Source organism: Arthrobacter sp. CDRTa11, assembly GCF_026427775.1.
In the GTDB taxonomy this organism is placed as follows: domain Bacteria; phylum Actinomycetota; class Actinomycetes; order Actinomycetales; family Micrococcaceae; genus Arthrobacter.
In genome coordinates this window covers 1,623,837-1,648,867 of sequence record NZ_CP044532.1, presented here as the reverse complement: position 1 = coordinate 1,648,867, position 25,031 = coordinate 1,623,837, and the positions used below count along the sequence as shown (strand labels likewise).

Annotated in this window: 25 protein-coding genes and 1 riboswitch; of the genes, 9 read left to right on the top strand and 16 right to left on the bottom strand. The window is 65.3% G+C overall.

What is annotated here, in order from left to right; translation table 11 throughout:
- Positions 1-19: 19 nt before the first annotated feature.
- Positions 20-1,036, bottom strand: coding sequence for a DMT family transporter (locus F8G81_RS07440; protein WP_267278361.1), 1,017 nt, complete (start codon positions 1,034-1,036; stop codon positions 20-22).
- A gap of 33 nt (positions 1,037-1,069) precedes the next feature.
- On the opposite strand from F8G81_RS07440, the gene F8G81_RS07435 reads away from it, so the two are divergent.
- Positions 1,070-1,306, top strand: coding sequence for an RNA-binding S4 domain-containing protein (locus F8G81_RS07435; protein WP_267278360.1), 237 nt, complete (start codon positions 1,070-1,072; stop codon positions 1,304-1,306).
- A gap of 1 nt (position 1,307) precedes the next feature.
- On the opposite strand, the gene F8G81_RS07430 is transcribed toward F8G81_RS07435, so the two are convergent.
- Complete coding sequence (locus F8G81_RS07430) at positions 1,308-1,958, bottom strand: alpha/beta hydrolase (RefSeq protein WP_267278359.1); 651 nt, start codon at positions 1,956-1,958, stop codon at positions 1,308-1,310.
- 95 nt (positions 1,959-2,053) lie between these two features.
- On the opposite strand from F8G81_RS07430, the gene F8G81_RS07425 reads away from it, so the two are divergent.
- The 3 genes from F8G81_RS07425 (at position 2,054) to F8G81_RS07415 (ending at position 4,838) form a co-directional block, all read left to right on the top strand.
- Complete coding sequence (locus F8G81_RS07425) at positions 2,054-2,902, top strand: SGNH/GDSL hydrolase family protein (RefSeq protein WP_416377135.1); 849 nt, start codon at positions 2,054-2,056, stop codon at positions 2,900-2,902.
- A 123-nt stretch (positions 2,903-3,025) separates the two neighbouring features.
- Complete coding sequence (locus F8G81_RS07420) at positions 3,026-4,318, top strand: winged helix DNA-binding domain-containing protein (RefSeq protein WP_323809232.1); 1,293 nt, start codon at positions 3,026-3,028, stop codon at positions 4,316-4,318.
- A 13-nt stretch (positions 4,319-4,331) separates the two neighbouring features.
- A complete protein-coding gene (locus F8G81_RS07415; RefSeq protein WP_267278357.1) occupies positions 4,332-4,838 on the top strand; it encodes a hypothetical protein in 507 nt (168 codons plus the stop codon).
- Between the two features lie 94 nt (positions 4,839-4,932).
- On the opposite strand, the gene metX is transcribed toward F8G81_RS07415, so the two are convergent.
- Positions 4,933-6,048: a homoserine O-acetyltransferase MetX gene (gene metX / locus F8G81_RS07410; protein WP_267278356.1), complete on the bottom strand. Its 1,116-nt coding sequence runs from the start codon at positions 6,046-6,048 to the stop codon at positions 4,933-4,935.
- Between the two features lie 12 nt (positions 6,049-6,060).
- Positions 6,061-6,176: riboswitch (SAM riboswitch) on the bottom strand.
- A 231-nt stretch (positions 6,177-6,407) separates the two neighbouring features.
- Between metX and F8G81_RS07405 the strand changes: the two genes are divergently transcribed.
- A complete protein-coding gene (locus F8G81_RS07405) occupies positions 6,408-7,046 on the top strand; it encodes a VOC family protein (protein ID WP_267279152.1) in 639 nt (212 codons plus the stop codon).
- A gap of 130 nt (positions 7,047-7,176) precedes the next feature.
- On the opposite strand, the gene F8G81_RS07400 is transcribed toward F8G81_RS07405, so the two are convergent.
- Complete coding sequence (locus F8G81_RS07400) at positions 7,177-7,956, bottom strand: CPBP family intramembrane glutamic endopeptidase (RefSeq protein ID WP_267278355.1); 780 nt, start codon at positions 7,954-7,956, stop codon at positions 7,177-7,179.
- Positions 7,957-8,083: 127 nt separating this feature from the next.
- Between F8G81_RS07400 and F8G81_RS07395 the strand changes: the two genes are divergently transcribed.
- Positions 8,084-8,740, top strand: a complete 657-nt coding sequence (locus tag F8G81_RS07395) for a histidine phosphatase family protein (protein ID WP_267278354.1) — start codon at positions 8,084-8,086, stop codon at positions 8,738-8,740.
- 78 nt (positions 8,741-8,818) lie between these two features.
- On the opposite strand, the gene F8G81_RS07390 is transcribed toward F8G81_RS07395, so the two are convergent.
- The 5 genes from F8G81_RS07390 to tdh all read right to left on the bottom strand — a co-directional run bounded on the left by F8G81_RS07390 (position 8,819) and on the right by tdh (position 14,405).
- The gene (locus F8G81_RS07390) at positions 8,819-9,613 is read right to left on the bottom strand and encodes a DeoR/GlpR family DNA-binding transcription regulator (protein ID WP_267278353.1); all 795 of its coding nucleotides are present in this window, start codon (positions 9,611-9,613) and stop codon (positions 8,819-8,821) included.
- A 93-nt stretch (positions 9,614-9,706) separates the two neighbouring features.
- Positions 9,707-10,918, bottom strand: a complete 1,212-nt coding sequence (gene hutI / locus F8G81_RS07385) for an imidazolonepropionase (protein ID WP_267278352.1) — start codon at positions 10,916-10,918, stop codon at positions 9,707-9,709.
- 11 nt (positions 10,919-10,929) lie between these two features.
- A complete protein-coding gene (locus F8G81_RS07380) occupies positions 10,930-12,036 on the bottom strand; it encodes an NAD(P)/FAD-dependent oxidoreductase (protein WP_267278351.1) in 1,107 nt (368 codons plus the stop codon).
- Between the two features lie 117 nt (positions 12,037-12,153).
- The gene (locus tag F8G81_RS07375; RefSeq protein ID WP_267278350.1) at positions 12,154-13,350 is read right to left on the bottom strand and encodes a glycine C-acetyltransferase; all 1,197 of its coding nucleotides are present in this window, start codon (positions 13,348-13,350) and stop codon (positions 12,154-12,156) included.
- Between the two features lie 8 nt (positions 13,351-13,358).
- On the bottom strand, positions 13,359-14,405 hold the full coding sequence (gene tdh, locus F8G81_RS07370; RefSeq protein WP_267278349.1) for an L-threonine 3-dehydrogenase: 1,047 nt from the start codon (positions 14,403-14,405) through the stop codon (positions 13,359-13,361).
- A 134-nt stretch (positions 14,406-14,539) separates the two neighbouring features.
- On the opposite strand from tdh, the gene F8G81_RS07365 reads away from it, so the two are divergent.
- Positions 14,540-15,460: a LysR family transcriptional regulator gene (locus tag F8G81_RS07365; RefSeq protein WP_267278348.1), complete on the top strand. Its 921-nt coding sequence runs from the start codon at positions 14,540-14,542 to the stop codon at positions 15,458-15,460.
- A 77-nt stretch (positions 15,461-15,537) separates the two neighbouring features.
- Here the strand turns inward: F8G81_RS07365 and F8G81_RS07360 are convergent, their stop codons facing one another.
- From F8G81_RS07360 to F8G81_RS07340, 5 genes are all read right to left on the bottom strand, one after another.
- A complete protein-coding gene (locus F8G81_RS07360) occupies positions 15,538-16,164 on the bottom strand; it encodes a hypothetical protein (RefSeq protein WP_267278347.1) in 627 nt (208 codons plus the stop codon).
- 194 nt (positions 16,165-16,358) lie between these two features.
- A complete protein-coding gene (gene gatB, locus F8G81_RS07355; protein WP_267279151.1) occupies positions 16,359-17,867 on the bottom strand; it encodes an Asp-tRNA(Asn)/Glu-tRNA(Gln) amidotransferase subunit GatB in 1,509 nt (502 codons plus the stop codon).
- Complete coding sequence (gatA, locus tag F8G81_RS07350; RefSeq protein ID WP_267278346.1) at positions 17,864-19,483, bottom strand: Asp-tRNA(Asn)/Glu-tRNA(Gln) amidotransferase subunit GatA; 1,620 nt, start codon at positions 19,481-19,483, stop codon at positions 17,864-17,866. The genes gatB and gatA overlap by 4 nt, the downstream gene beginning before the upstream one ends.
- Positions 19,484-19,486: 3 nt before the next feature.
- A complete protein-coding gene (gatC, locus tag F8G81_RS07345; protein WP_267278345.1) occupies positions 19,487-19,783 on the bottom strand; it encodes an Asp-tRNA(Asn)/Glu-tRNA(Gln) amidotransferase subunit GatC in 297 nt (98 codons plus the stop codon).
- A gap of 145 nt (positions 19,784-19,928) precedes the next feature.
- Positions 19,929-21,413 (bottom strand): CitMHS family transporter, encoded by a 1,485-nt coding sequence (locus F8G81_RS07340; protein WP_267278344.1) that lies wholly within the window; start codon positions 21,411-21,413, stop codon positions 19,929-19,931.
- Positions 21,414-21,581: 168 nt separating this feature from the next.
- On the opposite strand from F8G81_RS07340, the gene F8G81_RS07335 reads away from it, so the two are divergent.
- Both F8G81_RS07335 and F8G81_RS07330 read left to right on the top strand, forming a co-directional pair.
- Positions 21,582-23,351, top strand: coding sequence for a sensor histidine kinase (locus F8G81_RS07335; RefSeq protein WP_267278343.1), 1,770 nt, complete (start codon positions 21,582-21,584; stop codon positions 23,349-23,351).
- Positions 23,344-24,006: a response regulator gene (locus F8G81_RS07330; RefSeq protein WP_267278342.1), complete on the top strand. Its 663-nt coding sequence runs from the start codon at positions 23,344-23,346 to the stop codon at positions 24,004-24,006. Before F8G81_RS07335 ends, F8G81_RS07330 begins: the two co-directional genes overlap by 8 nt.
- A gap of 87 nt (positions 24,007-24,093) precedes the next feature.
- Here F8G81_RS07330 and F8G81_RS07325 read toward each other — a convergent pair whose 3' ends face one another.
- Both F8G81_RS07325 and F8G81_RS07320 read right to left on the bottom strand, forming a co-directional pair.
- Positions 24,094-24,477, bottom strand: coding sequence for a RidA family protein (locus tag F8G81_RS07325; protein ID WP_267278341.1), 384 nt, complete (start codon positions 24,475-24,477; stop codon positions 24,094-24,096).
- Between the two features lie 46 nt (positions 24,478-24,523).
- Positions 24,524-25,027: a GNAT family N-acetyltransferase gene (locus tag F8G81_RS07320; protein ID WP_267278340.1), complete on the bottom strand. Its 504-nt coding sequence runs from the start codon at positions 25,025-25,027 to the stop codon at positions 24,524-24,526.
- Positions 25,028-25,031 lie beyond the last annotated feature (4 nt).

The window sequence follows — 25,031 nt, the reverse complement described above, 5'->3', positions numbered from 1 at the left end:
TGTCCTAGCCTACCGGCCACTACCTCCGGAAGGCGCCCCGGGGCCACGGCAGGGTGGCCAGCACGATGGCGGCCAGGGTCAGCAGCGTACCCAGGACGGTGGCCGCCGCCACCACGGTGCCTGGTGCGGGAAACAACAGGTCCAGGCCGAGGGAACCCAGGAGCTGCCCGGCGATCATGCCCAGGCCGGTAATGAGCACGCCAAGGCTGCGGACCAGCAGCGCCCCCAGGCCAATGAAGACGCAGCCCATCGGCCCGCCCAGGTAGTACCACCAGTCCGGCGGCAACGGGTTACCGGTCCCCCACCAGGCAACCTTTAGCCCCCAGACGATAGTGAGCACTAAGGAGCCCGCCACGAAATTCACCAGGGTGGCAGCGATGGGCGTGCCGTAGGTGACGGTGGCGGTTCCGTTCATGGCCTGCTGGAAACTCATCAGGAAGCCGGCGAGGACGGGCAGCAGGAGGGGCAGGATGAGCGTTTCCGGCCCGCCGGACACACCGGCAGCGCCGGTAACACCACCACCGGCAGCGCTTGCAGCCCCGCCGCCGGCAAACCTCGGCGACACGGCCCAGGCCACAGCGGCAATGGTCAGGACGCAGCCGATCACCCTGATCCCTGTCACGGGCCGCTTGCCGGCCGGCCCGATCCCCAGGCGGTCCACCAGGAGACCGCTCAAGGTCTGGCCCGTCACTACAGCCACCGTAAACAGCGCCACGCCCAGGACACCGATGGTGGAGGACTGTGCGATCACAAACAGTGCCCCGATCCCGCCGGCCATGACGTAGAGGCGGGGAAAGGCACGGTTGCGGACGGCGGGGATGATCCTCACCAGGCCGGCGCGGCCCTTCGGGAGAACCAGGGAGATCAGGATCATCAGCACCAGGCCGGTGCCGAAACTGATCAGCGCAGCCGCAAAGCCGTCGTCGAGCCGGGCGCCCAGGGCGCCGTTGATACGGCCCTGGACGGGGATGGCAAGGCCCGCTCCTACTGCCAGCAGCAGCCCTGCGAGCAGGGGCAGCCGGGGAGGGTGGGTCATTGAATTCACCTTACGTCAGGCATTATTGCTTGTATGAGCAACCAGGACATCGAAGAGATCCCCATCCGCGACAGCATGATCCGCCTTGGCCAGCTCCTGAAGCTCGCAAACCTCGTGGAGGATGGCGTGGAGGCCGCGGAGCTCATCAAGAACGGCCTGGTCAAGGTCAACGGCGAGATCGATGACCGGCGTGGCCGCCAACTGCACAACGGCGACACCGTGACAGTTAACAACCAGACCGTGCGGGTGGTGGCGGCGGAAGCTTCCTGACTTACTTGTTCAGGACTTCATGGGTGAGGAACTCGGACACGTGCCCGATTTCCTGCTGGTTGATGCCGTGCCACATTCCGGTATAGAGCACCTTGGTGAGCTTGACGTGCTTGCGCACCCAGGCCATGGTGTAGTCGATCTTGTCCGGTGTGATCACCGGATCCTGCTGGTCCCGGCCCCAGAACATGGGCACAGTCCCGTCCAGTTCGTCGTCCCGGAACGCGGGATCGTCGCCTCCGTCCACCACAAAGCCGGACAGCCCGACGACGGCGGCAAAGTCAGCGGGGCGCTCCCGCAGCAGCGTGGTGGCCATGGCCATCCCCATGGAAAAGCCCAGCAGTGTCACCGACGGGTGGTCCTCTTTGATGCGGTCAATCCACTCCAGCACGTAGCCGGATGCCTTCTTGACGGCGTCGACGGAGTATTCAACGGACCCCGTCAGCGGGAACCAGGTGAATCCCTCTCCCATCGCCAGCGGGGCACGGACAGAGGCCACGGCAAAGTCCCCGGGAAGCATGTCCGCCAGGCTCAGGAGATCCCGCTCGTTGGCGCCATAGCCGTGGAGCAGGATCAGCAGCGGCTTTCCGATGCGCTGGGCCTCCGGCTGGGACCACAAAATAACGGGGGCAGGAAATACTTGGGCGTCAGTCATGGTTTCCATTCTTACAGTTACCCATCGGTAGCAACCTACGTTGGCGTAGCTTGAAAGGGAGAAGGCAGGATAAGACCGTGAGCGAAGCAAGAGCAATGCAGACCCCCGCGGCAACCGTGGAATCCCACCCTTGGAGCCGGTACGTGGCCATGGGGGATTCCTTTACCGAGGGCATCGGCGATCCCGAGCCCTCAAGCCCCGGCGGCTACCGCGGCTGGGCAGACCGGGTGGCCGAGGAACTTGGCCGTGGCCACAACGATTTCGCCTACGCGAACCTTGCCGTCCGCGGCCGGCTCCTGCAGCAGATCGTGGACCAGCAACTGGCACCATGCCTGGCCCTGAAGCCTGACCTGGTGACACTTTCCGCCGGCGGCAACGACCTCATCCGGCCCGGCGGCGATCCGGACGCCCTCGCTGAAAAGCTTGATTCCGTGGTGCAGATCCTGTCACTGAGCGGCGCCACTGTGGTCCTGTTCAACGGGCCCGACACCGGCTCCTCCGTGCTGGGCCGGGTCAGAAGCAAAGTAGCCATCTATAACGAGAACCTCCGGACCGTGGCAGCCCGCCACGACGCCATCATCGCCGACATGTGGTCACTGCGCCAGCTCAGCGACCCCCAGATGTGGGACCAGGACCGGCTGCACTTTTCACCGCTGGGCCACCACACCATCGCAGCCATGGTCCTTGACTCCCTAAACGTCAGCCACAGCCTGGAACCGCTGATGCCCAAGCCGCTGCCGCCGCGCACGTGGCGCGAAGCACGCACCGGCGATCTCGTCTGGGCCCGCGAGTACTTTGTCCCCTGGGTGGTCAGGCGGCTCCGCCACCGCTCCTCCGGTGATGGCATCACGGCAAAACGTCCGACGGCGGGTCCCGTCTTCGGTCCTGGCGTCCCGCTGGGTTCCGGCGAAGGTCCGCTGGGCACCACTGACGCGCGCCGCTGACGCAGCCCGCAGGGCAAAACCAGGACAGACCCCGGATAAGATCCAGGACAAGCCCCAGGCAAGACCAGGACAAGACCCACAAGACCCGGAACAAGAACCTTGGACAGGAAGGGACCGACGCCTGTGGCCATAGACCCGGACGGCGTGGTGCGGAAGAGGCTGCACGCCCAGATGCTGCGCGGCCCCGGCGCCGCTTCGCCCGAGGATGCACTTCGGAACCTGCTGGCGGTGCAGGCCCAGGAGTTCCCGTATGCCCGCTGGAGTTTGGCGCAACGCACAGCTTCGGCGCAGCGTACTGCTTCACAGCCGACACAGGGGACATCCCAGCAGGCTCCTCGGCAGACGGCCCAGGACGCAGTTCGGCAGCCGCCAACGGCCACAGCGGCCCAGGTGGAAGATGCCGTGGCCGACGGGCGGATCCTGCGGACCCACATCCTCCGGCCAACGTGGCATTTTGTCCATCGCGACGACCTCCGTTGGCTGATGGCCCTGTCCGCGCCCAGGCTCCATCAGGGGAACGCCGGAATGTACCGGCAGACAGGCATCGACGCGGCGGCCGCGGCCCGGAGCGCAGATGTGTTGGCCGACGCCGTCCGGGGCGGCCAGCATCTGACCAGGGAGCAGCTTGCCGCAAGACTGCAGGATGCGGGCTTCGCGGCCAAGGGTGTAGAACTTGCCTACCTCATCATGCATGCGGAGATCAGTGCGGTTCTAGTCAGCGGGACCCCTGTTCGCAGTCCAAGTGGGGCCCTCAAACAGACGTATGCCCTGTTCGACGAGCGCGTTCCGGCCGCTCCTGAAGTGAGCCGGGCAGAAGCCCTTGCCACGTTGGCCCGGCGCTATTTCAGCAGCCGCGGTCCGGCCACGGTCAAGGACTGCGCCGACTGGTCCGGGCTGACCATGGCTGACGTCCGGCAGGGCGTTCAGGATGTCCTGGAGAACGAACAGGACGCCCTGGGAACGCACGAAATTGACGGCGTCGTCTTCTACTTCAGAGCCGGAGCCGAACCGGGGCCGGAGCGGGATGCCGCAGATGCAGGCCGCGGGCCGGTTCATGGGGCGGAGCCCCGGATCGACCTGATCCAGTGCTACGACGAATACGTGATGGGCTACTCGGCCACGAGGCATTACCTGGGAGGCAGCGCTCCCGCGATCCCCGCCGACGGCGCCCTGCTACACGTGGTGCTGCTGAACGGAAGGATGGCCGGTTCCTGGCGGCACACCATGCTGCCCGGCCGGTGCGAACTGGACATCCGCCTGTCCACGTCGGCAGGGTCACACGCCGCTTTTGCCGGTGCGGTCGGAAACACCGATATGGAGCAGGCGGTGGAGGCCGCCGTCGCCGCCTATGGAGCCTTTCTTGGCATCCCCACTGTCCGGAAGGAGTCCGGGGCTAAGCTGGAAGGACACATATGAGAGGCGCAGCACCGTGAACAACCTGTTTTTCTGGATCATCATTTTGTCATTCCTGATACCGATGGGGATGCGGATGTACCGGAAATACGTCAACCGCCGGAACCAGGAACAGAGCTTCTCCGGACGCTACCCGGACCAGTTCCCCGGTCCCCGTCCGGGACCGCAGAGCAACCAGCCGCGCGACGGCTACACCCAGCAGGACTACATGAGCGGCGGCTTCCGCCAGATCAGCAGCCCCGAGCCCCTGCCGCCCAGCCAGCCACTTCCCCCGTTCCAACCATTGCCGGGCCAGCAGCTTCCGACGCCGGACCAGCAACGCCCGCCGTACGGCCAGCCAGTGCCTCCCCGGGACCGGGAACAGGAACCGCAGAAGCCTGCGGCCCCCTCCACTCCCCCGCTGCCGTCGGCCCCGCAGGGCTACCGTGCCCGCAAGCTTGCAGAACTTGACCAGCAGTACAGCAACGGCGAAATGGCCATGGATGAGTACATGGCGCGCCGGGCGGAGATCATGAACGGCTGACGCAAAAAACTTCACGGCCCAGGAGGTTTCCAGCCCGGGAACTTCCTGGGCAAGGAACTTTCCGTGCCAGGAACTTTCCGGGCAGGACTTCTTCTTAGACCAGGAACGTCGTCCTGAGCTGGCTGCCCAGCTGGCCGATTTCGGTGAGGAAGCCGTCGTGGCCGATGGGGCATTCAATGATGTGCACATCAACGTCGCCCGGCAGGGCTGCCGCCAACTCGTGTGACTGGGACGGGAAGTAGAGCCTGTCGCTGTCCACGGCCGCCACAAAGAACCGGGCTGTCGCCGTGGCCAGGGCCTCGTCCAGGGAACCGCGCCCCCGGCAAACGTCGTGGCTCATCAGGGCCTCGGTGATGGCGATGTAGCTGTTGGCGTCGAAGCGCTGGACCAGCTTGTTGCCCTGGTGGTCCAGGTAGCTTTCCACCTGATAGCGGCCGCGGTCGCCCAGAGCCGGTGCCTGGAATGGTGTTTCGGGTGCCTGGGCCAAGCGTCCGAACCTGCCGTCAAGTTCCCGGGCCGAGCGGTAGGTGATGTGGGCTATCCGTCGGGCCAGGGCCAGGCCGTCCTCCGGAGAGGGACCGCCGTAGTAGTCGCCGTTGTTGAAGTTGGCATCCTGGCGGATCGCGAGGGTCTGGGCCTGGGCGAAGGCAATCTGTTCCGCCGTGCTCGCGGCGCCGATCGATACCACGGCACACCGCTCTACCCGCTCAGGGTAGGTCAGGGCCCATTCCAGGGCACGCGCGCCGCCCATGGAGCCGCCCAGGACGGCGAACCAGCTCTGGATGCCCAGCAGGTCAGCCAGCCGCGCCTCGGCAACCGTGCTGTCCCGCAGTGTCACCAAGGGAAAGCGGGAGCCCCACGGCTTTCCGTCAGGGGCAGGCGACGACGGTCCGGTGGAACCGTAGCAGCCGCCCACGATGTTCACGGAGACCACAAAAAACCTGTCCGTGTCCACCGGAGCACCGGGGCCGGCCAGCTGTTCCCACCAGCCCGGTTCATCGGTGTCGCCCCGCGTGACGTGGGTGCTGCCTGTCAGGGCGTGCTCGATCAGGATGGCGTTGGAGGCGTCATGGTTGAGTGTGCCCCAGGTTTCATAGGCCAGGGTGACATCCGGCAGGAAACCTCCGGCTTCGAGTTCGAGTCCGCCGATGGTGGCGAACTGGACCACTCCGTTTTCAGGTACGGCGGTGCGGGAGACGGTAATCGTCATGTGAGGACCTTTTCTACGCGCTTGCCCGCCGTCAAGTGACCGGCAGGCCAGGTCTTCACCCGGGGCACCCCACCGCGGAAGGAGGGTTGCCGGCCAGCAAGCCGGGGCTGTCACTGGCACTCATGACCTGCTTCGAGTGTACGAAACAGCCATGCCTCTTGACCAAGAGTGTGACTGGTTATGACTTTCCCGGCCTGCAGCCCAGGTGCCGGCGACCGCCCGGCTGCATCCGCAGGGCCATAGTCAGCAGACTTCCTAACCATGGTTTCCGGGCCAATGTCCACTCATGACACAAAGTAGAAAGCGGGTAAGGCTACCCTTAGCTGAGAGCCCGATCACAAAGTGCCAAGATGAAGGGCATGCGCATGGATCACGTCTCTTACGCCTGTGAACACGATGGCCTGGCTGCCACAACCGAACGAATTTCGTCCGCCCTCGGCGTCGAAGCCGTGAAGGGTGGAGTGCACCCCCGTTTCGGAACCCGGAACATGATCATTCCACTCGCGGGCCACAAATACCTTGAAGTAGTGGAGGTCCTTGACCACCCGGCATCGGACAAAGCGCCGTTCGGACAGGCCGTGCGTGCACGCTCTGCCGCCGGCGGCGGCTGGATGGGCTGGTGCGTCGAAGTGGACGACCTCGCCCCGTTCGAACGCCGGCTGGGACGCTCTGCCGTCAACGGCAACCGGAAGTTCCCCGACGGCCGCGAACTTGTGTGGAAGCAGATCGGAATCCTGGGCCTCATCGCCGATCCCCAGGTCCCATACATGCTCAAGTGGGAAGGCGATCCCGCCCTGCACCCGTCCAACGCCTATGAAAGCAACGTCAAGATGTCCTGCCTGACCATTGCCGGCTCGGCGGAACGGGTGACCGAATGGCTCGGCGAACCTGTCGAAAAGCCGCTTGAGGATGTAGCAGTGGAATGGGTGGCTCCGCATGGAACCCCCGGCATCCTTTCCGTCACGTTCGAAACCGCCTCCGGGGCAGTCACCATCTAAGCCCTCCCCCGGCCGGTCAACGGCCGCTGGGAACAAACTTCGGCCGCCATCAGCGGGTGCCAATGACGTCACCTGCCGATGGCGGCCGAATTACTTTAACGCCGCCGTCGCTCCTTGGTTTTCTCCCACCTCACCCGAGGCCTACGGCAGACCCAAAGAGGCTGAAGCCAACGAACGCCACAATGTCCAACAGAGCGTGCGCAATCACCAGTGGCATCACCCGCTTTGTCCGGGTGTAGAGCCAGGCGAACACCACCCCCATCACGGCGTTGCCGATGAAGGGCCCAAAGCCCTGGTAGAGGTGGTAGCTGCCGCGCAGCATGGAGCTGGCGAAGATTGCCAGGGGCATGCTCCAGCCGAATTTGCCGAAACGGTCCATCAGGTAGCCCACCACAATCACTTCCTCCACCACCGCGTGCCGCACGGCGGACAGGATCAGCACCGGCACCGTCCACCAGTAGGAATCCAGGGCGCTGGGAATGATGGCAGTGGTAATGCCTAATGCCCGCCCTGCCGCGTAGAGGCCAAGTGACGGGATGCCGATCAGGGCGGCAAGTCCAAGACCCTGCAGCATGTCCCGGCCGGGCCTGGCGAAGTTGAAGCCAAGCTTCCGGAAGGCCGAACCTGCATGTGCGCCGTCCCCCGCCCCCGGTTGCCGCTGGTCGGACAGGAAGTAGATGACCAGCAGGACCGGCACCAGCGCGAAGACGATGTCCAGTAACTGGTAGGTGAGATCGAAGTATTCACGGGTGCTCTGCGAGCGGTTGAGGGTTGAGGTGCCTTCCGCCAGCGGGGCGCGCGTCATCTTATCCAGCAGCTGGACCACGGAGTAGACGGCGGACTGGCCCAGGGACAGCCCCAAGACGATCCAAACTTCAAGGCGCAGCCGACGGCGGGAGGGAACCAACATGCTCCCATCTTGCCTGTAGTTTCTGGTTCTTCGCTGATGCATTACCGGGTCAAAGGGCTGTCAAACAGCTGCGCCGCTCCGGCGGCACCTATGCTTGGGGCTTATGAGTGCGCCCGGGAAAATTATCATGATCCGGCACGGCCAGTCTGCAGCCAACGCCGATACCTCGATCTACAACAGGGTGCCGGACTATCGGATTCCACTGACCGCCCTGGGTGTGGAGCAGGCGAGGGCAGCCGGCGAGCAGATCCGGTACGAGCTGGACGGCCGCCAGGTGTGCGTCTATGTCTCGCCCTACCTGAGGGCCCATCAGACCCTCGAGGCACTGAACCTCGGAAGCCTCACCGAGCGGGTGATCGAGGAACCGCGGCTGCGCGAGCAGGACTGGGCCAACTTCCAGATCAGCGGCGATATTGAAGACCAGAAGGAACTGCGCAACGCGTACGGCCATTTCTTCTACCGTTTCCGGGAGGGCGAATCCGGCTCGGACGTCTACGACCGGATCTCCTCGTTTATGGAAACGCTCTACCGCCACTGGTCCAAGCCCGACTATGCGCCGAACACACTGCTGGTAACGCACGGGCTCACCATGCGCCTGTTCTGCATGCGGTGGTTCCACTGGTCAGTGGAGTACTTCGAGTCCCTCAACAACCCGGACAACGCGGCGGTGCGGACGCTGGTGCGGACCGACCTGAACAAGTACGAACTCGACATCCCGTTCAGCCAGTGGGTGGACCGCAGGGTGGACGAGACTGTGCTGGACGCGCCCCCGGTCATTTTCTAGCGGCTTCCCAGTCGGCGGCCTTTTCACCCATCCGCTTCTCCAGGCAGCGGCTGTCGCGACAGCGGAACTGCGGGGGCCTTACGCGAGTTTCGGCGCAACAATGACTTCGGTGCCGGTGGCCTCAAAGGCCGCCTTATCCTCGGCTGAAATGCCGGCGTCGGTGATAAGGCGTGTGAACTCGTACCCGTCCATGGTGGCAAAGGCGCGCACACCCACCTTGGACGAATCGGCCAGCACGTAGGAGACCCGGGCCCTGCTGGCCAGGAGCGCGTTGACGGACGCTTCGGCCTCGCCGGTGTTGGTGGGTCCCACCACGGGATCGATGCCGTTGACGCCGATGAAAGCGATGTTCAGGACCACCTTCTGCATGATGATGTCCGTGTACGGTCCCACCAATTCATAGGAACGCGGGTTGAGGATGCCGCCGGTCACCATCACCTTGATGTTGGGCCGGACGGCCAGTTGCGCCGCGATATTGATGGCGTTGGTGACCACCGTCAGGGTTGGCTGGTTGGACGGAGCGTTGAGGTCTTCGCGGGTTGCCAGGATCTGGGCCAGCGCCGTGCTGGTGGTGCCGCCACAGAGCCCGATCACCGCACCGGGACTGATCAGGGCAGATGCCGCCTGGGCGATTTCTTCCTTGGCCTGAGCGTGGTCGTCCCGGTTATACCTGCCTGGAAGGTCGTAGGCGAGGGCCCCCGTGGTGGCTCCGCCCCTGGTCCGCGTCAGGAGCCTCCGCTTGGCCAGGCTGTCCAGGTCGCGCCTGACGGTGGCAGGCGAAACACCAAGCTTGGTGACAATTTCCTCCACCTCCACCTGCCCGGTTTCGGCAAGGAGGTCCAGAATGGCGGTCAGTCTGTCGTTCCGGGTCATGCAGGCCTCTCAGCGTCAAAAGCCACCCAATGTGACGTTTGTTGATCATAACAGACCTCAAATGATCAACTTCCGTCAAATTCACAGATTGACTCAGCGTTGTCGGATACCTGCCCGCCATACAGCGTACGTGAGCGGCATGCCCGGCCGGTACGCGAGGTGGGTGGCGGAGGGCGCGTTGAGCAGGTGCAGGTCGGCCCTGTGTCCTACCGCAAGGGAGCCCACGGCCCGCTCGCCGTCGGCGTCGTTCCCGCTGTCCCGGTGCAGCGCCAGCGCCCCGCCGTAGGTGGCGGCCCGGACCGCCTCGTGGACAGTCAGCCTCATCTGAAGCACAGCGGTGGCCACACAAAACGCCATGGAACTGGTGTACGAGGTCCCCGGGTTGCAGTTGGAGGCCAGCGCCAGCTGGACTCCCGCATCCAGGAGCCGCCGCCCGGGGGCAAGCGGCTGCCGCGTGGACAGATCGCACGCGGGAAGGCAGGTGGCCACCGTGCCCCGGCTTCCGCTGCCCTGGCCGGCGTCCCAGCCGGACCAGGTTCCGGCCAGCGCCGCGATGTCCGCGTCCGACAGATAGTTCACGTGGTCCACGCTGGCGGCTTCAAACTCCACGGCAAGCTGGACGCCGGGTCCTTCACCCAACTGGTTTCCATGGACCCGCAGGCCCAGGCCGGCGTCCCGGCAGGCCTGCAGTACCTCACGGGACTGTGTGGCAGTGAAGGCACCCTCTTCACAGAACACATCCGCCCAGCGCACGTAGGGGCGGACCGCTTCCAGCATCGGCCCGCAGACCAGTTTCGTGTACTCGTCGGCATCCATGCCGGCCGGGACCAGATGGGCTCCAAGGTAGGTTGCTTCATCTGCCACGGTGGAGGCCACCCTGGCGCTCCGCGCCTCGTGCTCGGTGTCCAGCCCGTAGCCCGTTTTGGTCTCAAAGTAGGTGGTGCCCTGGGAGACGGCCTCGGCCACGCGCCCCATGGCCAGCCGGGTGAGGTCAAAATCCGGCGCGCGCCGGGTCGCCTCCATGGTCACCGCGATGCCTCCGGCCGAGTACGCCTCGCCCGCCATCCGGGCTTCGAACTCGACGGTGCGGTCGCCCGCGAACACCAGGTGGGTGTGGGAATCAACCCAGCCGGGAAGCAGCGCCCGGCCACCGGCATCCACCGCCTCATCCGCCGCTGGCGCCGAAGCTGCGGCGCCGATCCACTCGATCCGTTCGCCGTCGATGACCACGGCGGCGTCCTTCAGGACCCGGTGCTCCAGGTCCTGGGTCATTAGCTCGGCGATGTTGGTGATCAGGGTGCTCATGGAACCATTCTTCAGCGCCGGATGGACCAGCGGGTGGCGGCAAGGGCCTGCGCTGTCCGGGATGCCGGACTGTCCGTCCCGGCTGGTCCCTGGCCGGCCAGGATCTGCTCCGCGGCAAGCTCCGCCATGGCCGACGACGTCTGGAAGCCGTAGCCGCCCTGCCCGGCCAGCCAGTAGAACCCCTGCGCTTCAGCATCGAATCCTGCCACCGGGATGCCGTCCGCCGCTTCTGTCCGCAGCCCGGTCCAGGCCCTCCGCACACCGCGGATCCCCAGTGTGGTCACCTGGTTGAGCCTGGCCACCAGCCGCTCCACGTCGCCCGGGCGGGGCTTGGCGTCCTCCGGCCCACTGGGGACCTTCTCCGACGGCGAGACCAGGACATCGCTGCCGTCCCGGCGGAAGTAGAAGGAGCTGTCCGCCGCCGCCACCATAGGACAGCCCTCCGGCAGCGGGTGTTCGACGTCGACAATCGCCGCGGTGCGCCGGTACGGCTGCAGGCCAAGCTTTTCCACGCCGCTGATCACTGCCAGCTCGTCCGCCCAGGCGCCTGCGGCATTGACCAGAACCCCGGCCTGGAACGCTTCCTGCCCTGCACCGATCTCCCAGCCGGAGCCCAGGCGCTGGGCAGAGTGCACGCGGGCGCCCGTGATGATGTCGGCTCCGGCACCCTCGGCACGCTGCCGGTGATCAGCCAGCAGCAGGGGCGCGTTGCAGGCGAAGGCTCCGGTATCCAGGCCCGCAGCCGTGAAGGATTCCGGAACCAGTGCGGGGCAAAGCTCCAGCGCTTTCGCATGCGGGATGGGCTGCATATGGCCGCTGGCCTCTGCCCTGACGCCGTCCTCGCTGCCGATAAGCATAAAACTGCCGGGCGCCAGGACGCGCTCAGGCAGTTCACTGTCCCGGGCCGCCATCAGCTCCAGGGTCCGGACTGTCAGTTCCTGGACCACGGCAGGGCCGTAGCTGGGAATCAGATTCCGGGCGGACCGGGAGGACGTGTGATAGGCCAGTTCCTGCTCGGCTTCCACCAGTGCCACGCTGCATTTGCCGGCGAGCGCCGAGGCAACGGACAGGCCGGCGATCCCGCCGCCCACAATCAGGACATCGTAGTGTGCAGTCATGGGTCCATCCTTGCAGAGTTGGCGCCCGCAGAGTTGGCGAATCTGAGTTGGCGCCCGGCGAACTGACGGCCCGCAGAATCGGGGACCCGCAGAATCAGCTGCCAGCAGTCCGCGGTCCTAAGCGGCTACCGCCGCACGGCTGGCGACGAAGGCACGCACGCAGGCCTCGACGTCGTCCGGTGAATGGGACGCCGAAAGCTGGACCCTGATGCGGGCGGCACCGCGGGGAACCACGGGAAAACTGAAGGCTGTCACAAAGACGCCATGTTGGAGCATCTGGTCTGCCACCTTGGCGGCCAGCACGGCGTCCCCGAACATGACCGGAACAATCGCATGTTCGCCGTCCAGGAGTTCGAAGCCCTCCTCGGTCATCCGGCGGCGGAACAGTCCGGCATTTTCGAACAACCTGGTGCGCAGCTCGCCCGAATTCACCACGATGTCCAGCGCCTTGATGGTGGCCGCCACGATGGCAGGAGCCAGTGAGTTGGAGAAGAGGTAGGGGCGCGCTTTTTGGCGAAGCATTGCCACTACTTCGCGGCGGCCGGAAACGTAGCCGCCGGACGCCCCTCCGAGCGCCTTGCCGAACGTTCCGGTGTAGATGTCCACTCGGTGGGACACCCCGGCGTGCTCAGGGGTCCCGGCACCGGTGGCGCCCATAAATCCGACGGCGTGGGAATCATCAACCATGACCAGGGCATCGTGTTTCTCCGCGAGGTCGCAGATGGCTTCCAGCGGCGCCAGGTAGCCGTCCATGGAGAAGACGCCGTCAGTCACGATGATCTTCCGCCTGGCATCCTTGGCTTCCACGAGCTTCGCCTCCAGGTCCGCCATGTCCTGGTTGGCGTAGCGGTACCGCTGCGCCTTGCACAGGCGGATGCCGTCGATGATGGAGGCGTGGTTCAGGGCATCGGAGATGATGGCATCCTCGGCACCGAACAGGGACTCGAAGACCCCGCCGTTGGCGTCGAAGCAGCTGGAGAACAGGATGGTGTCCTCGGTGCCCAGGAAGCTGGAGACCCGGGCTTCCAGTTCCAGATGCAGGTCCTGGGTGCCGCAGATGAAGCGAACACTGGCCATCCCGAAGCCCCGGCTGTCCATGGCAGTCTTCGCGGCCGCAATGATGTCCGGGTGGTCGGCCAGGCCGAGGTAGTTGTTGGCGCAGAAGTTCAGGACGCTGGCCCCAGGCTGGCCAACCTGTCCTGCCGTGATGTGGCTGGACTGCGGTGAGTTGATGCTTCGTTCGGTCTTGAAGAGTCCCGCTGTGCGGATCTCCTCCAGCTCAGACTGCAGCTGGTCCTTGATCGAGGTGTACATGGTGCTCCTTAGAGTTCGGTCCAGTCGAGGACAACTTTGCCGCCGACGCCGGCGCGGGCAATATCAAAACCCTTTTCCCAGTCCTGGGCGGGAAGCCTGTCCGTCACCACGGCCGAAATGGCAGCATGGAGCACCGGGTTGGAGGACAGCATGGCGCTCATGGCGTACCAGGTTTCGAACATCTCGCGGCCGTAGATGCCCTTCAGCGTGAGCATGTGCGTCACTACCTTGCCCCAGTCGATGGTGATGGACTGGCTGGGCAGCCCCAGCATGGCAATGCGGCCGCCATGGTTCATGTTGTCGATCATCTCAGGAAGCGCTGTGGGGTGGCCGGACATTTCCATGCCGATGTCAAAGCCTTCGCGCATGCCAAGTTCCTGCTGGGCGTCCCTGATCCGGGTGGTGGAGACGTCGATGGCCAGGTCAACCCCCAACTGGCGGGCAAGGTCCAGGCGGGGCTGGGAGACATCGGTGATGGCGATCTTCCGGGCGCCGGCGTGCCGGGCCACGGCGATGGCCATCAGCCCGATCGGGCCTGCACCGGTGATGAGGACGTCCTCCCCCACCAGGGGGAAGCTCAGGGCGGTGTGCACGGCGTTGCCGAAGGGGTCGAAGATGGCGCCCAGTTCCGGCGTGACAGAGGGATCGTGGTGGACCCAGGCGTTGGTTTCCGGAATGACGACAAACTCGGCGAACGCACCGTCGCGCTGCACGCCAACACTGACCGTGTGGATGCACATCTGCCTCCGGCCGGCCCGGCAGTTGCGGCAGATTCCGCAGACCACATGGCCTTCACCGGACACCCTGTCGCCCACCTTGACGTCCCGGACGTCGGCGCCGACGTCCACGACTTCGCCATAGAACTCGTGGCCGGGGATGAGCGGTGCCTCAATGATGCCCTGCGCCCATGCGTCCCAGGCCTGGATGTGCAGGTCGGTGCCGCAGATGCCCGTGGTGATGACCCGGATCTTGACGTCGTCGGGGCCGGCTTCCGGTTCAGGCCGGTCCACCAGTTCGAACCCGGCCTGGGGTCCGGCCTTGTACAGAGCCTTCATTGGCTTCCTCACTCTAGAAAATCCTCGTTGCTGGCACCATGCTGCCTGTCCCATTACAGCGAGGAAAAAGCATTAGCACAACAGTTATCTTCTCAATCGACGATGTAGTGATTGCTAATGCGTACAATGGCCTGATGGAAATTCACCAGCTGGAGATCCTCCGGGAACTCGGAGCACTCGGCAGCGTCAAGGCAGTGGCGGAGACCCTGATGGTCACGCCCTCCGCCGTATCCCAGCAGCTGGCCCTGCTGCAGCGGAGCGTGGAGGTACCGCTGACCAGGAAGGAAGGGCGGAACCTGGTGCTGACGGAGGCCGGCCAAGTGCTCGCCGACGCCGGGGCCGCCGTGGTCAGCGCCATGGCGGACGCGAGAACCGCCATCGGCGCGTATCACCATTCCTCAGTAGCGCCGGTGACCATCAGCGGCTTCCACAGCGCCGGGCAGGCACTGTTTGCTCCACTTGCCGGAATGCTCGATGCACCCGGGCAGCCGCGGATCCAGCTTTCGGACGAGGACGTGGCGCAGCACGACTTTCCTGCCCTCACCGCACGTTATGACCTCGTACTTGCCCACCGGATGGACCACAGCCCCGGCTGGCCGGTGGAAAGGGTGGCCGTGATTCCGCTCGCACATGAGCCGCTGGATGTGGCACTTCCGGCGGGCCACCATTTGGCGGGACAGGCCAGGGTCACGGCGGACGACGTCGTGGGCGAACCCTGGGTGACCAGCCACGCCGGCTACTCCCCCGCCGACGTGCTGTCCGCCGTCGCTGCAGTTGCCAGCAGGGAACTGAACATTGTCCACCGGATCAACGATTACTCCACCGTGGCCGCCCTGGTGGCGGCGGGCGGGGTGGTGGGCCTGCTGCCCCGGTACACGGCCCGCCCCGTGCTCAATCCGGACATTGTGCTGCGGCCCCTTGAAGGCATCAGCACGCGGCGGCGGATCGACATCCTGGCCCGTCCGGAGAATCTGAAACGCCGGTCCGTGACGATCGTCTGCGAGGCGCTCCAGGCCATCATGACAGGACTGGTAGAGCATCCCTGGCCCAACTGACCGCCCGGCCCAACTAAGCCCTGGCCCAACTAAGTAGTGCGAAGTGTCGTTATGGGCCCCTAAAACGCCAGTTAGCACTACTTACTTGGGGATGCGCCCTTGTCCAGGCCCCTGCCCTGTCCCCTGCCCAGCCCCAAGCCGTTGCCGGGTCCGGCACCTGCACCTTCCACCACTTGCTTGGCAGTGACGTCACTGCCTGCCCTGACTCCGGAAACCCTGATGGTTTCGCCTACAGCAATTTCGGAGATGGGGACGTCTGAGGGCCTCAGGCGCTTGCCATCCGGGCCCTTGGCCGGGCTTCCGTCCGCTGCCGGAGCGGGGATCTTGATGATCCGGGTCTCCGCGTTCACGGCGTAGCTTTGGCTGAAGCCGTCCTCGCTTTTGACGGTGACCGAGGAATCAGTCACGGCCTCAACCGTGCCCCGCTGGCTCACCTGGGTCTCGAACGTGCCGTCGCTCTTCTTGACCACGCTTTCGCTGTGCAGCTCCTGGGGACGGTTGGCCTTGTCAGCCTTGGGGCCTTTCCCGGCCTTGGCTGCCTTGTCTGCCTTGTTCTTGCCTTGTCCCTGAGCGGATTCCGACGGCGTTCCGGACGGTTCGTCCGAGGCTGCCCAGGTGAGTGCTGCTCCCGTCCCGGTCAGAGCCAGAGCCACCACCCCGGCCAGCAGCGCCTTGCGGATACTTAGGGGTTTTCGGAAAGACATGGGATCCCTCTTCCAGCACGTGCAGGGCTTCGGCGCCCCGGGGATTTCAGTGTAAGGCCGGCAACCGCTGCTGAACACGAGTACTTTTGCCCGGCCGGATGTGAGTACTTAAAGCCCAACTGGGTCGCATTTAACGTTGTTATGAGGCGTTTTGACGACGTTAAGTGCGACCCACTTGGGGTAAAAACAGGTACTCAGGCCTTGACGCCGAGCTTTTCGAGTATCAGTTCCTTGACCCGTCCGGCGTCGGCCTGCCCGCGGGTTGCCTTCATCACGCCGCCCACGATAGCGCCGATGGCCTGGAGCTTTCCGTTGCGGATCTTGTCTGCAATGTCAGGCTGTGCGGCGAGGGCGGCATCGATGGCTTCCAGCAACGGTCCATCGTCGGAGACAACAGCCAGGCCGCGCTTCTCCACGATCTCTGCCGGGGTACCTTCGCCGGCAAGGACGCCGTCCAGCACCTCGGTGGCCATCTTGTTGTTGATCTTGCCGTCTTCCACCATTTTTGCCAGGTCTACGATGGTGGCCGGCTGGACGCCCAGCTGGCCGGGATCGACGTCGGCATTCTTGGCGCGGCCCACAATCTCGCCCATCCACCACTTCCGCGCCACGGAGGCGGAGGCTCCGGCGGCAATGGTTTCCTCGATCTCGACCAGGACGCCGGCGTTGACCACGTCACGGAATTCGAGGTCCGAATACCCCCAGTCGGCCTGAAGCCGCTTGCGCCGGTCGGCCGGCGGCTCGGGCAGGGTAGCCCGAAGCTCCTCCACCCATTCACGTGATGCAACCACCGGCACCAGGTCAGGTTCCGGGAAGTAGCGGTAGTCATCGGCGTCGGACTTGGGCCGTCCCGAGGTGGTGGTGCGCGTGTCCTCATGCCAGTGCCGGGTCTCCTGGACCACGGGGATGCCGGAGTCAAGAACGGCGGCGTGCCGCTGGATCTCGTAGCGGACGGCGTGTTCGACGGCGCGCAGGGAGTTGACGTTCTTGGTTTCAGAACGGATGCCGAAGCGTTCACGGCCGTGGGGCCGCAGTGACACGTTGGCGTCGCAGCGGACATTTCCGCGCTCCATGCGGGCGTCGGAAACACCAAGGTTCTTGACGATCTCGCGGACGGCGGCCACGTAGGCCTTCGCCAGTTCGGGAGCCCTGGAACCGGCGCCCTCGATCGGCTTGGTCACGATTTCCACCAGCGGAACGCCGGCGCGGTTGTAGTCCACCAGGGAGAAGTCGGCGCCCTGGATGCGGCCGGTGGCCCCGCCCATGTGGGTCAGCTTGCCGGCGTCCTCCTCCATGTGGGCACGCTCGATCTCCACCCGGAAGACTGTACCGTCCGACAGTTCGATGTCCAGGTACCCGTCGTAGGCGATGGGTTCGTCGTACTGGGAGGTCTGGAAGTTCTTGGGCGTGTCCGGATAGAAGTAGTTCTTCCGCGCAAACCGGCAGTTCTCGGCGATCTTGCAGTTGAGCGCCAGGCCGATCTTGATGGAGGACTCCACCGCGGTCCTGTTCAGCACCGGCAGGACGCCGGGCATGCCAAGGTCCACTTCGTTGACGTTGGTGTTGGGCTCATCGCCAAACACGTTGGGCGCCGAGGAGAACATCTTGCTCTTGGTGTTGAGCTCCACGTGGACCTCGAACCCCAGCACGGGATCGTACTTCTCCATGGCCTCTTCGAAGGTCAGGATTGCGTCAGTCATCAGAGTGAACCTCCATGGCTCGGAACGGCGCCAGCCGTGGAAACGGTAAGGTCGGGGGCCGTCAGCGAGGGTGCACGGTCCAGGAGCGGGCCGCCCCATTTCGCTTCTAGCAGTGACTCCAGGACTGCTCCGACACGGTACAGGCGGGCGTCCTCGCGGGCCGGGGCCAGCAGCTGGATGCCCACGGGCAATCCGTCCTCGTCGGCCAGGCCGCCGGGCAGGGACAGTCCCGGCACACCGGCGAGGTTTGCGGGGATGGTAGCGACGTCGTTGAGGTACATGGCCAGCGGGTCATCCAGCTTCTCCCCCAGCTTGAAGGCCGTGGTGGGCGCAGTGGGCGAGATCAGGACGTCGGCCACGGTGAAGGCGGCATCAAAGTCGCGCTGTATCAGGGTGCGCACCTTCTGGGCGGAGCCGTAGTAGGCGTCGTAGTAGCCGGCGCTCAGGGCGTAGGTGCCCAGGATGATGCGCCGCTTGACCTCGTCGCCGAAGCCGGCGGCGCGGGTGGCCCCCATCACGCGCTCGATCGTCATGGGCGCGTCCTCGGGCAGGACGCGGAGACCGTACCGGACGCCGTCGAACTTGGCCAGGTTTGAGGAGGCCTCGGATGGCATGATCAGGTAGTAGGCACCCAGGGCGTACTTGAAGTTGGGGCAGGAGACCTCAACGATCTGCGCTCCGGCCTCCTTGAGGAGCTCCAGCGAGTCGTGGAAGCGGTTTTCGACGCCGGCCTGGTATCCCTCGCCGTGGAGTTCCTTGATGATGCCGATCCGCAGGCCTTCCACGTTGCCAATCCTGGCGGCGGCCACGAGATCGGCCAGGGGGTCCTGCAGCGAGGTGGAGTCGAACGGATCATGCCCGCCGATGACCTGGTGCAGCAGTGCAGAGTCCAGCACAGTGCGCGAAACCGGCCCGATCTGGTCCAGCGAGGAAGCCATGGCGATGGCGCCGTAGCGGGACACCCCGCCGTAGGTGGGTTTGACCCCCACGGTGCCGGTCACGGCACCGGGCTGGCGGATGGAGCCGCCAGTGTCTGTGCCCAGGGCCAGCGGTGCCTCGAATGCCGCCACCGCCGCAGCGGAACCGCCGCCGGAACCGCCGGGGATCCGGTCAAGGTCCCAGGGGTTCCGGGTAGGTCCAAAGGCGGAGTGCTCAGTGGAGGAGCCCATGGCGAATTCGTCCAGGTTGGTCTTGCCCAGGATGGGCATCCTGGCTGCGCGCAGCCGCTTGACCACTGTGGCGTCGTACGGGCTGTGCCAGCCCTCCAGGATCCTGGAACCGGCAGTGGTGGGCTGGCCCACGGTGACAATGAGGTCCTTGACGGCGATGGGCACGCCGGCGAGTTCGTGGAGCTCGTCGGCCGCTGCGCCGCCGGCGGCGCGGATGGCGTCAACCTCGGCTGCCACGGAGAGTGCTTCCTCGGTGTTGACGTGGAGGAAGGCGTGCACGCCGCGTTCGCCGCCGTCCACAGCGGCGATCCGGTCCAGGTGCGCCTGGGTGACCTCGACGGCGGAGACCTCGCGGGCGGCCAATTTGGCGGCGAGCTGCGCTGCGGAGGAACGGATCAGGCTGTCCGCGCCGTTTGAACTGCTGGAGCCGGCGGAGTTTTGTTCAGTCATGGGTTAGTCCTCATCCAGGATTGCGGGGACCTTGAAACGGTTCTCATCGGAATCCGGCGCCCCCGAGAGTGCCTGCTCCGCAGTGAAGGTGTGGCCCACCACGTCTTCGCGGAACACGTTGCTCAGCGGAATCGGGTGGGAGGTCGCCGGGACATCGTCACCGGCGGCTTCACTGACGGACTTGATGGCATCAACGATGACGGCGAGCTCGCCGGCCATCCTGTCCAGCTCTTCAGCACTCATCTCGATGTGAGCGAGCCGCGCGAGATGCGCGACGTCGTCACGGTTGATCGCAGCCATGGATCTCCCCTGCAAAGTTTGAATTGTTTTCCGAACCAGTCTAGTGGGGAAACGAAGATGCCCGTCTGACGACCCCCAGCGGGCGTCAGACGGGCACCTTCACTGCCTGGTCCTGCCGCGAGGGCCGGACACAGGCACTTTCAGACTAGCCGATACCGATGGCTCCGGTCAGCATGCCCACTCCCAGCATGACCAGGGACACCACAGCTGTGCGCCACAGAACCTTCTTGTGGTGGTCGCCGAGGTCCACCTTGGCCAGGGAAACCAGCAGCAGGATGGCAGGGACCAGCGGGCTTTGCAGGTGGAAGGGCTGGCCAGTGATGGATGCCCGGGCCATTTCCGCAGCGCTGATGCCGTAGTGCCCGGCCGTTTCGCTCAGGACAGGAAGGACGCCGAAGTAAAAAGCATCGTTGCTCATGAAGAACGTCATGGGGATGCTGAGGACGCCGGTAATGACTGCCATGAACGGACCCATGCTGGACGGGATGATCTGGACCAGCCAGGCGGACATTGCCTCCACCATGCCGGTTCCGGTCAGGACACCGGTAAGGACGGCGGCGGCCATGACCATGCTCACCACGGCAACGATGGACGGCGCGTGGGCGATCAGCTGGGCGCCCTGTTCCTTGACGTTCGGGAAGTTCACTATCAGGGCGATGGCCGAGCCCACCATAAAGACAAACGGCAGGGGTACCAGATCGGCGATGAGCATCGCCATCACGGCCACCGTCAGGCCCAGGTTGAACCAGATCAGTTTGGGCCGGAGCGTGGTGCGGTTCGGATCCAGGGCGGTGTCAGCCATGGCGGTGTCCCGGTCATCAACCAGCGATTCGGTGCGTTCGAGCAGCGCGAGGGATGAGCCTGCACCGGGACCGCCGACGGCGGGGCTTCCGGTTCCGGGGGCAGGTGACCCGGCGCTGCCGGTGCCGGCCGTGACGGAGGCGGTACCGCCGTCGAACGCTTCCGGTGAAAAAGGTTCTGCCGCAGACGGCGTCGCCCAGATCTCAGGCGCGGCGGCGCGGAGGCGGTTGCGTTCCTGCAGGCCCAGCAGCCAGGCGAACACGAACACAATTGCCAGGCCTGCGATCAGGGACGGGATCATGGGAACAAAGACGTCGTTGACGTCAATCTTCAGGGCGGTGGCGGCGCGGGCTGTGGGGCCGCCCCACGGCAGGATGTTCATGGTGCCGTTGGCCAGGCCGGCCACGCAGGTCAGGACCACGGGGCTCATCTTCAGCCGGAGGTAGACGGGCAGCATGGCCGCCGTGGTGAGGATAAAGGTGGTGGAGCCGTCGCCGTCGAGTGATACGGCTGCGGCCAGGATGGCCGTGCCCAGCACCACCTTGGCGGGGTCATTGCCCAGCTTGCGGAGGATGAACTTGACCAGCGGATCGAACAGCCCGACGTCGATCATCAGGCCGAAGTAGATGATGGCGAACATCAGCAGGGCCGCGGTGGAGGTCATGGACTTCATCGAGTCCAGGACCATGTCCCCGATGCCCAGGCCGGCGCCTGCAAAAAGTCCAAAAACAGTGGGTACGATGATCAGCGCCAGCACTGGCGTCAACTTCTTCGTCATGATCAGCACCATGAATACCGCGATCATGGCGAATCCAAGTAATACCAGCACGGCCGGCTCCTTCTTGTGAACGGCGACACAGCGGTGTGACGCGTGCTACAGACCATATGGTGGCGGGCGTCACGGCAGTGCCTTTGGCTCAATTGATTGGCATACTGCTTATTGGGAGCATTTTGCGCATTGTGCTCACGCCATCCCACCCCACGTTCAAGGAGGATCATGCAGGGTTCCGTGCCACGGCGGCCGTTGCGGTTCTCCACCCAGACCCTGCTCCTGCAACTGGGGGTTGTCCTGCTGGTGGCCCTCCTCAGCGCAGCGGTCCACGCCTGGCTGACGTACGACAGGGTGGGCCGCGAGGCCGAAAACCAGGCCCTGACGCTGGCGCGCACCGTTGCTTCCGATCCTTCGGTGCGGGCGGATGTCCAGTCCATCAGTGAGCAGGCAGGAACTCCCCCGCCCGCCGAGCTCAGGGATGGGCCGCTGATGGCGGAGGCGGAAAACGCCCGGATCCGCACCGGTGCACTGTTCGTGGTCATCACCGATGAGACGGGACTGCGGCTCGCCCACCCGGACCCGGACCGCCTGGGTGAAAAGGTCAGCACAGACCCCTCCGAGGCCCTCTCCGGCCAGGAAATCACCACCCGGAACACCGGGACGCTTGGCCCATCGGCGGGCGCCAAAGTGCCTGTTTATGCGCCGGGCACCGGAACCGTGGTGGGTGAGGTGAGCGTGGGCTACTCCATGGAGACAGTGGGCCAGAGCCTGGCCAGGGATATTGGGCCGGTTGCACTGACCGCGGCCGGCGCCCTGTTGGCGGGTGTGCTGGCCTCGTTCCTGCTGCGGCGCCGGCTGCAGCGGCTCACGCTGGGCCTGGAGCCGGAAGAAATCAGCACCCTGGTCCATGATCAGGTGGCGGTGCTGCAGGGAGTGGACGACGGCGTTATCGGCATTTCGGCCGACGGCCGGATCAGCGTCTTCAACGCCGCAGCCCAACGGCTGCTGGCGCTGCCTGACCTTGCCGGGACGCTTTGGGAGGAGGCCCCGGTTCCGGCGCAGCTGAAGTCCCTGACCCGCCCGGCTCCGGGCGGTGCCCAGGCCGATGCGGCGGAGGCGATGGAACTTGTGGCGGCAGGACGGGGACTGGTGGCAAGCGCGCGCAAGGCCCTGCACCGGCGCGAGGACCTGGGCTGGGTGGTGATGCTCCGCGACCGCACGGAACTGCAGCACCTGACCCGGCAGCTGGACGCAGTGGGCACCATGTCCACCGCCCTTCGCGCCCAGCGCCACGAGTTCGCGAACCAGCTGCACACCCTGGCCGGTTTTATGGGCATGGGCCAGCACCAGCAGGCGCGGGAATACCTGGCCCGGCTGGCTGCTACGGGGCCGCTGAAATTCCCTGTCGACCAGGCCGAGCTGCTCCAGGACCCCTATCTGCAGGCCTTTGTCGGGGCGAAGGGGGTGGAAGCCGATGAACGTGGAGTCACCCTGCGGATCGGGCCGGAGACCCTGGTCCGCGGCCAGGTCACTGAACCCCAGGATGTGACCACGGTGCTGGGAAACCTGATCGACAACGCAGTCAATGCCGCCGTGGCCGGCTCTGCGACGGACCGCTGGGTTGAACTGGAAGTCCTGGATGAACCGGACGACGACGGCGGGACCCTGCACATCGTCGTCGCCGATTCCGGCGACGGTCTGGGAGCCGGGGTAGATCCGGAGATGGTGTTCGCGGAGGGCTTCACCACGGCTGCTGCTGCCCGCGGTGCAGGTCCCGTCCTGTCCAGCGGCGGCCACGGCCTGGGGCTGGCCCTCGCGCGGCAGCTGGCCCGCCGCCGCGGCGGCGACGTCAGGGTTCTGGAACCGGGTTCCGTCGGCGGGCCGGGTGCAGTATTTATGGCCTCGCTGCCGCGGACAACCGCGGGCGCAGCCACGGACTTGGCAGCCAAAGACTCCGCAGCCAAAGACTTGGCAGGAAAGGACAACGATGCCTGAGGATTTCAGGGTGCTGATTGTGGACGACGACTTCCATGTGGCCAAGCTGCACGCTGCCTATGTGGACTCGGTGGCGGGTTTCCTGGCACTGGCGCCGGTGGGGACGGCGTCGCTCGCTTTGCAGGCCATCCACAGCCTGCGCCCGGACCTGGTGCTTCTGGATGTCTATTTGCCGGATGCGTCCGGGCTGGACCTGTTGCAGCAGCTTGATGTGGACACCATGATCCTAAGTGCGGCGTCAGACGCGGCATCGCTCCGCAAGGCATTTCGCCGGGGCGCCCTGGGCTACCTCCTGAAGCCGTTTACCGCCGATTCGCTCTCCCAGCAGTTGCGGTCCTACGCGCGGTACCGCCGCATCCTGGGCCAACCCGGGGTGCTGGACCAGGAATCGGTGGAGCGGGCCAAACGGTCGCTGATTCCCGGCGAGGTGGCGGCGTCGGCGAAACCGCGGTCCGCCACCGAGGCTGCGGTGCTCGAATCGCTGGTTCCCGGCGAGCAGTACTCGGCCGTGGAGGTGGCCACGCGAGTGGGCGTTTCCCGGGCCACGGCGCAGCGGTACCTGTCGTCGCTGGCTGATGACGGCGCCGTAGACATCCAGCTGCGCTACGGAACCACCGGCAGGCCGGAGCACCGCTACGGCCTGCCCTCCACCTAACACCCCTCGGCAGGTTAGTTACAGCGCGAACGAACACTTAAGCCCCCACAAGTTGGGCCTCAAGTGTTCGTTCGGGCTCTCGCTGGGCTAGCTGGCGCTCTTTTGGGCTACGAGCTCGATTTCCACAAGCATCTTAGGGTCCAGGAACGGCAGCACGTGGACCAGGGAAAGGGTGGGACGGATCTCGCCGAAGACTTCGCCGTGGGCGCGCCCGGCCTCTTCCCACTTGCTGATGTCGGTTACGTACAGCTTGGACTGGACAACGTCAGCGAAGCTGAAACCCGCATCGGCGAGGACGGCCCCGAGCTTCTGGAGAATGTACTGGGTCTGGGTGTAAAAGTCATCACCCACGATGCCGTCCTCACCGCTGGCGGCGGTGGCTGAAATGTAAAGCGTATTGTCCACCTGGACTGCCCGTGAGTAGCCGAGGGTCTGCTCCCAGACGGAGCCAGTGCCGAAGGTTTTGCGCATGGTGGGCCTTTCAAAGCTGAAATGAGTCGGCACCACTTTAGGGTGGCTACACCTCGAGCCGGTAAACCAGCAGCTTTATGTCGGTGCCGGGAACAAACCAGTCACGCTCCGGGACGCGCTGGAACCCGAACTTCCGGTAGAGACCATGGGCGCTCTCCCAGGTTTTTCCAGTAGTGAGGGCAACTGCCTTAATGCCGGTGAGCGACTTGGCGTGGTTGATGATGGCCTCAACAATGGCCTTCCCGGCTCCGCTGCGTTGTACGTGCGGATCCACCACCAGCATCCGGAACTCCAGCTCGTCATCCAGGGCGATGTCGGCATACGGTTCCCCGGCTCGGGCCAGGGTCACCGAGCCGACAACCTGGCCGCGGCGCTCAGCCACCCAGATCGTAGCGCTCTGCGCACGCCGGGCCACGTCCTGGATCTGCAGGATGTAGGGGTGGTCAGGGCTGTCGAAGTACCCCGCGGCGAGGTAGGAGTCCCGCGTGATCCGGGCAACGTCGTCGAAATCTTCCGCAGTGGCGGGACGGATGGTTATCTGCGGATGCACCTGA

Coding starts and splice junctions, on each gene's coding strand:
- F8G81_RS07440 (WP_267278361.1), bottom strand. CDS start 1,036: ATGACCCACCCTCCCCGGCTGCCCCTGCTCGCAGGGCTGCTGCTGGCA.
- F8G81_RS07435 (WP_267278360.1), top strand. CDS start 1,070: ATGAGCAACCAGGACATCGAAGAGATCCCCATCCGCGACAGCATGATC.
- F8G81_RS07430 (WP_267278359.1), bottom strand. CDS start 1,958: ATGACTGACGCCCAAGTATTTCCTGCCCCCGTTATTTTGTGGTCCCAG.
- F8G81_RS07425 (WP_416377135.1), top strand. CDS start 2,054: ATGCAGACCCCCGCGGCAACCGTGGAATCCCACCCTTGGAGCCGGTAC.
- metX (WP_267278356.1), bottom strand. CDS start 6,048: ATGACGATTACCGTCTCCCGCACCGCCGTACCTGAAAACGGAGTGGTC.
- F8G81_RS07405 (WP_267279152.1), top strand. CDS start 6,408: ATGCGCATGGATCACGTCTCTTACGCCTGTGAACACGATGGCCTGGCT.
- F8G81_RS07400 (WP_267278355.1), bottom strand. CDS start 7,956: ATGTTGGTTCCCTCCCGCCGTCGGCTGCGCCTTGAAGTTTGGATCGTC.
- F8G81_RS07395 (WP_267278354.1), top strand. CDS start 8,084: ATGATCCGGCACGGCCAGTCTGCAGCCAACGCCGATACCTCGATCTAC.
- F8G81_RS07390 (WP_267278353.1), bottom strand. CDS start 9,613: ATGACCCGGAACGACAGACTGACCGCCATTCTGGACCTCCTTGCCGAA.
- hutI (WP_267278352.1), bottom strand. CDS start 10,918: ATGAGCACCCTGATCACCAACATCGCCGAGCTAATGACCCAGGACCTG.
- F8G81_RS07380 (WP_267278351.1), bottom strand. CDS start 12,036: ATGACTGCACACTACGATGTCCTGATTGTGGGCGGCGGGATCGCCGGC.
- F8G81_RS07375 (WP_267278350.1), bottom strand. CDS start 13,350: ATGTACACCTCGATCAAGGACCAGCTGCAGTCTGAGCTGGAGGAGATC.
- tdh (WP_267278349.1), bottom strand. CDS start 14,405: ATGAAGGCTCTGTACAAGGCCGGACCCCAGGCCGGGTTCGAACTGGTG.
- F8G81_RS07365 (WP_267278348.1), top strand. CDS start 14,540: ATGGAAATTCACCAGCTGGAGATCCTCCGGGAACTCGGAGCACTCGGC.
- F8G81_RS07360 (WP_267278347.1), bottom strand. CDS start 16,164: ATGTCTTTCCGAAAACCCCTAAGTATCCGCAAGGCGCTGCTGGCCGGG.
- gatA (WP_267278346.1), bottom strand. CDS start 19,483: ATGACTGAACAAAACTCCGCCGGCTCCAGCAGTTCAAACGGCGCGGAC.
- gatC (WP_267278345.1), bottom strand. CDS start 19,783: ATGGCTGCGATCAACCGTGACGACGTCGCGCATCTCGCGCGGCTCGCT.
- F8G81_RS07335 (WP_267278343.1), top strand. CDS start 21,582: ATGCAGGGTTCCGTGCCACGGCGGCCGTTGCGGTTCTCCACCCAGACC.
- F8G81_RS07330 (WP_267278342.1), top strand. CDS start 23,344: ATGCCTGAGGATTTCAGGGTGCTGATTGTGGACGACGACTTCCATGTG.
- F8G81_RS07325 (WP_267278341.1), bottom strand. CDS start 24,477: ATGCGCAAAACCTTCGGCACTGGCTCCGTCTGGGAGCAGACCCTCGGC.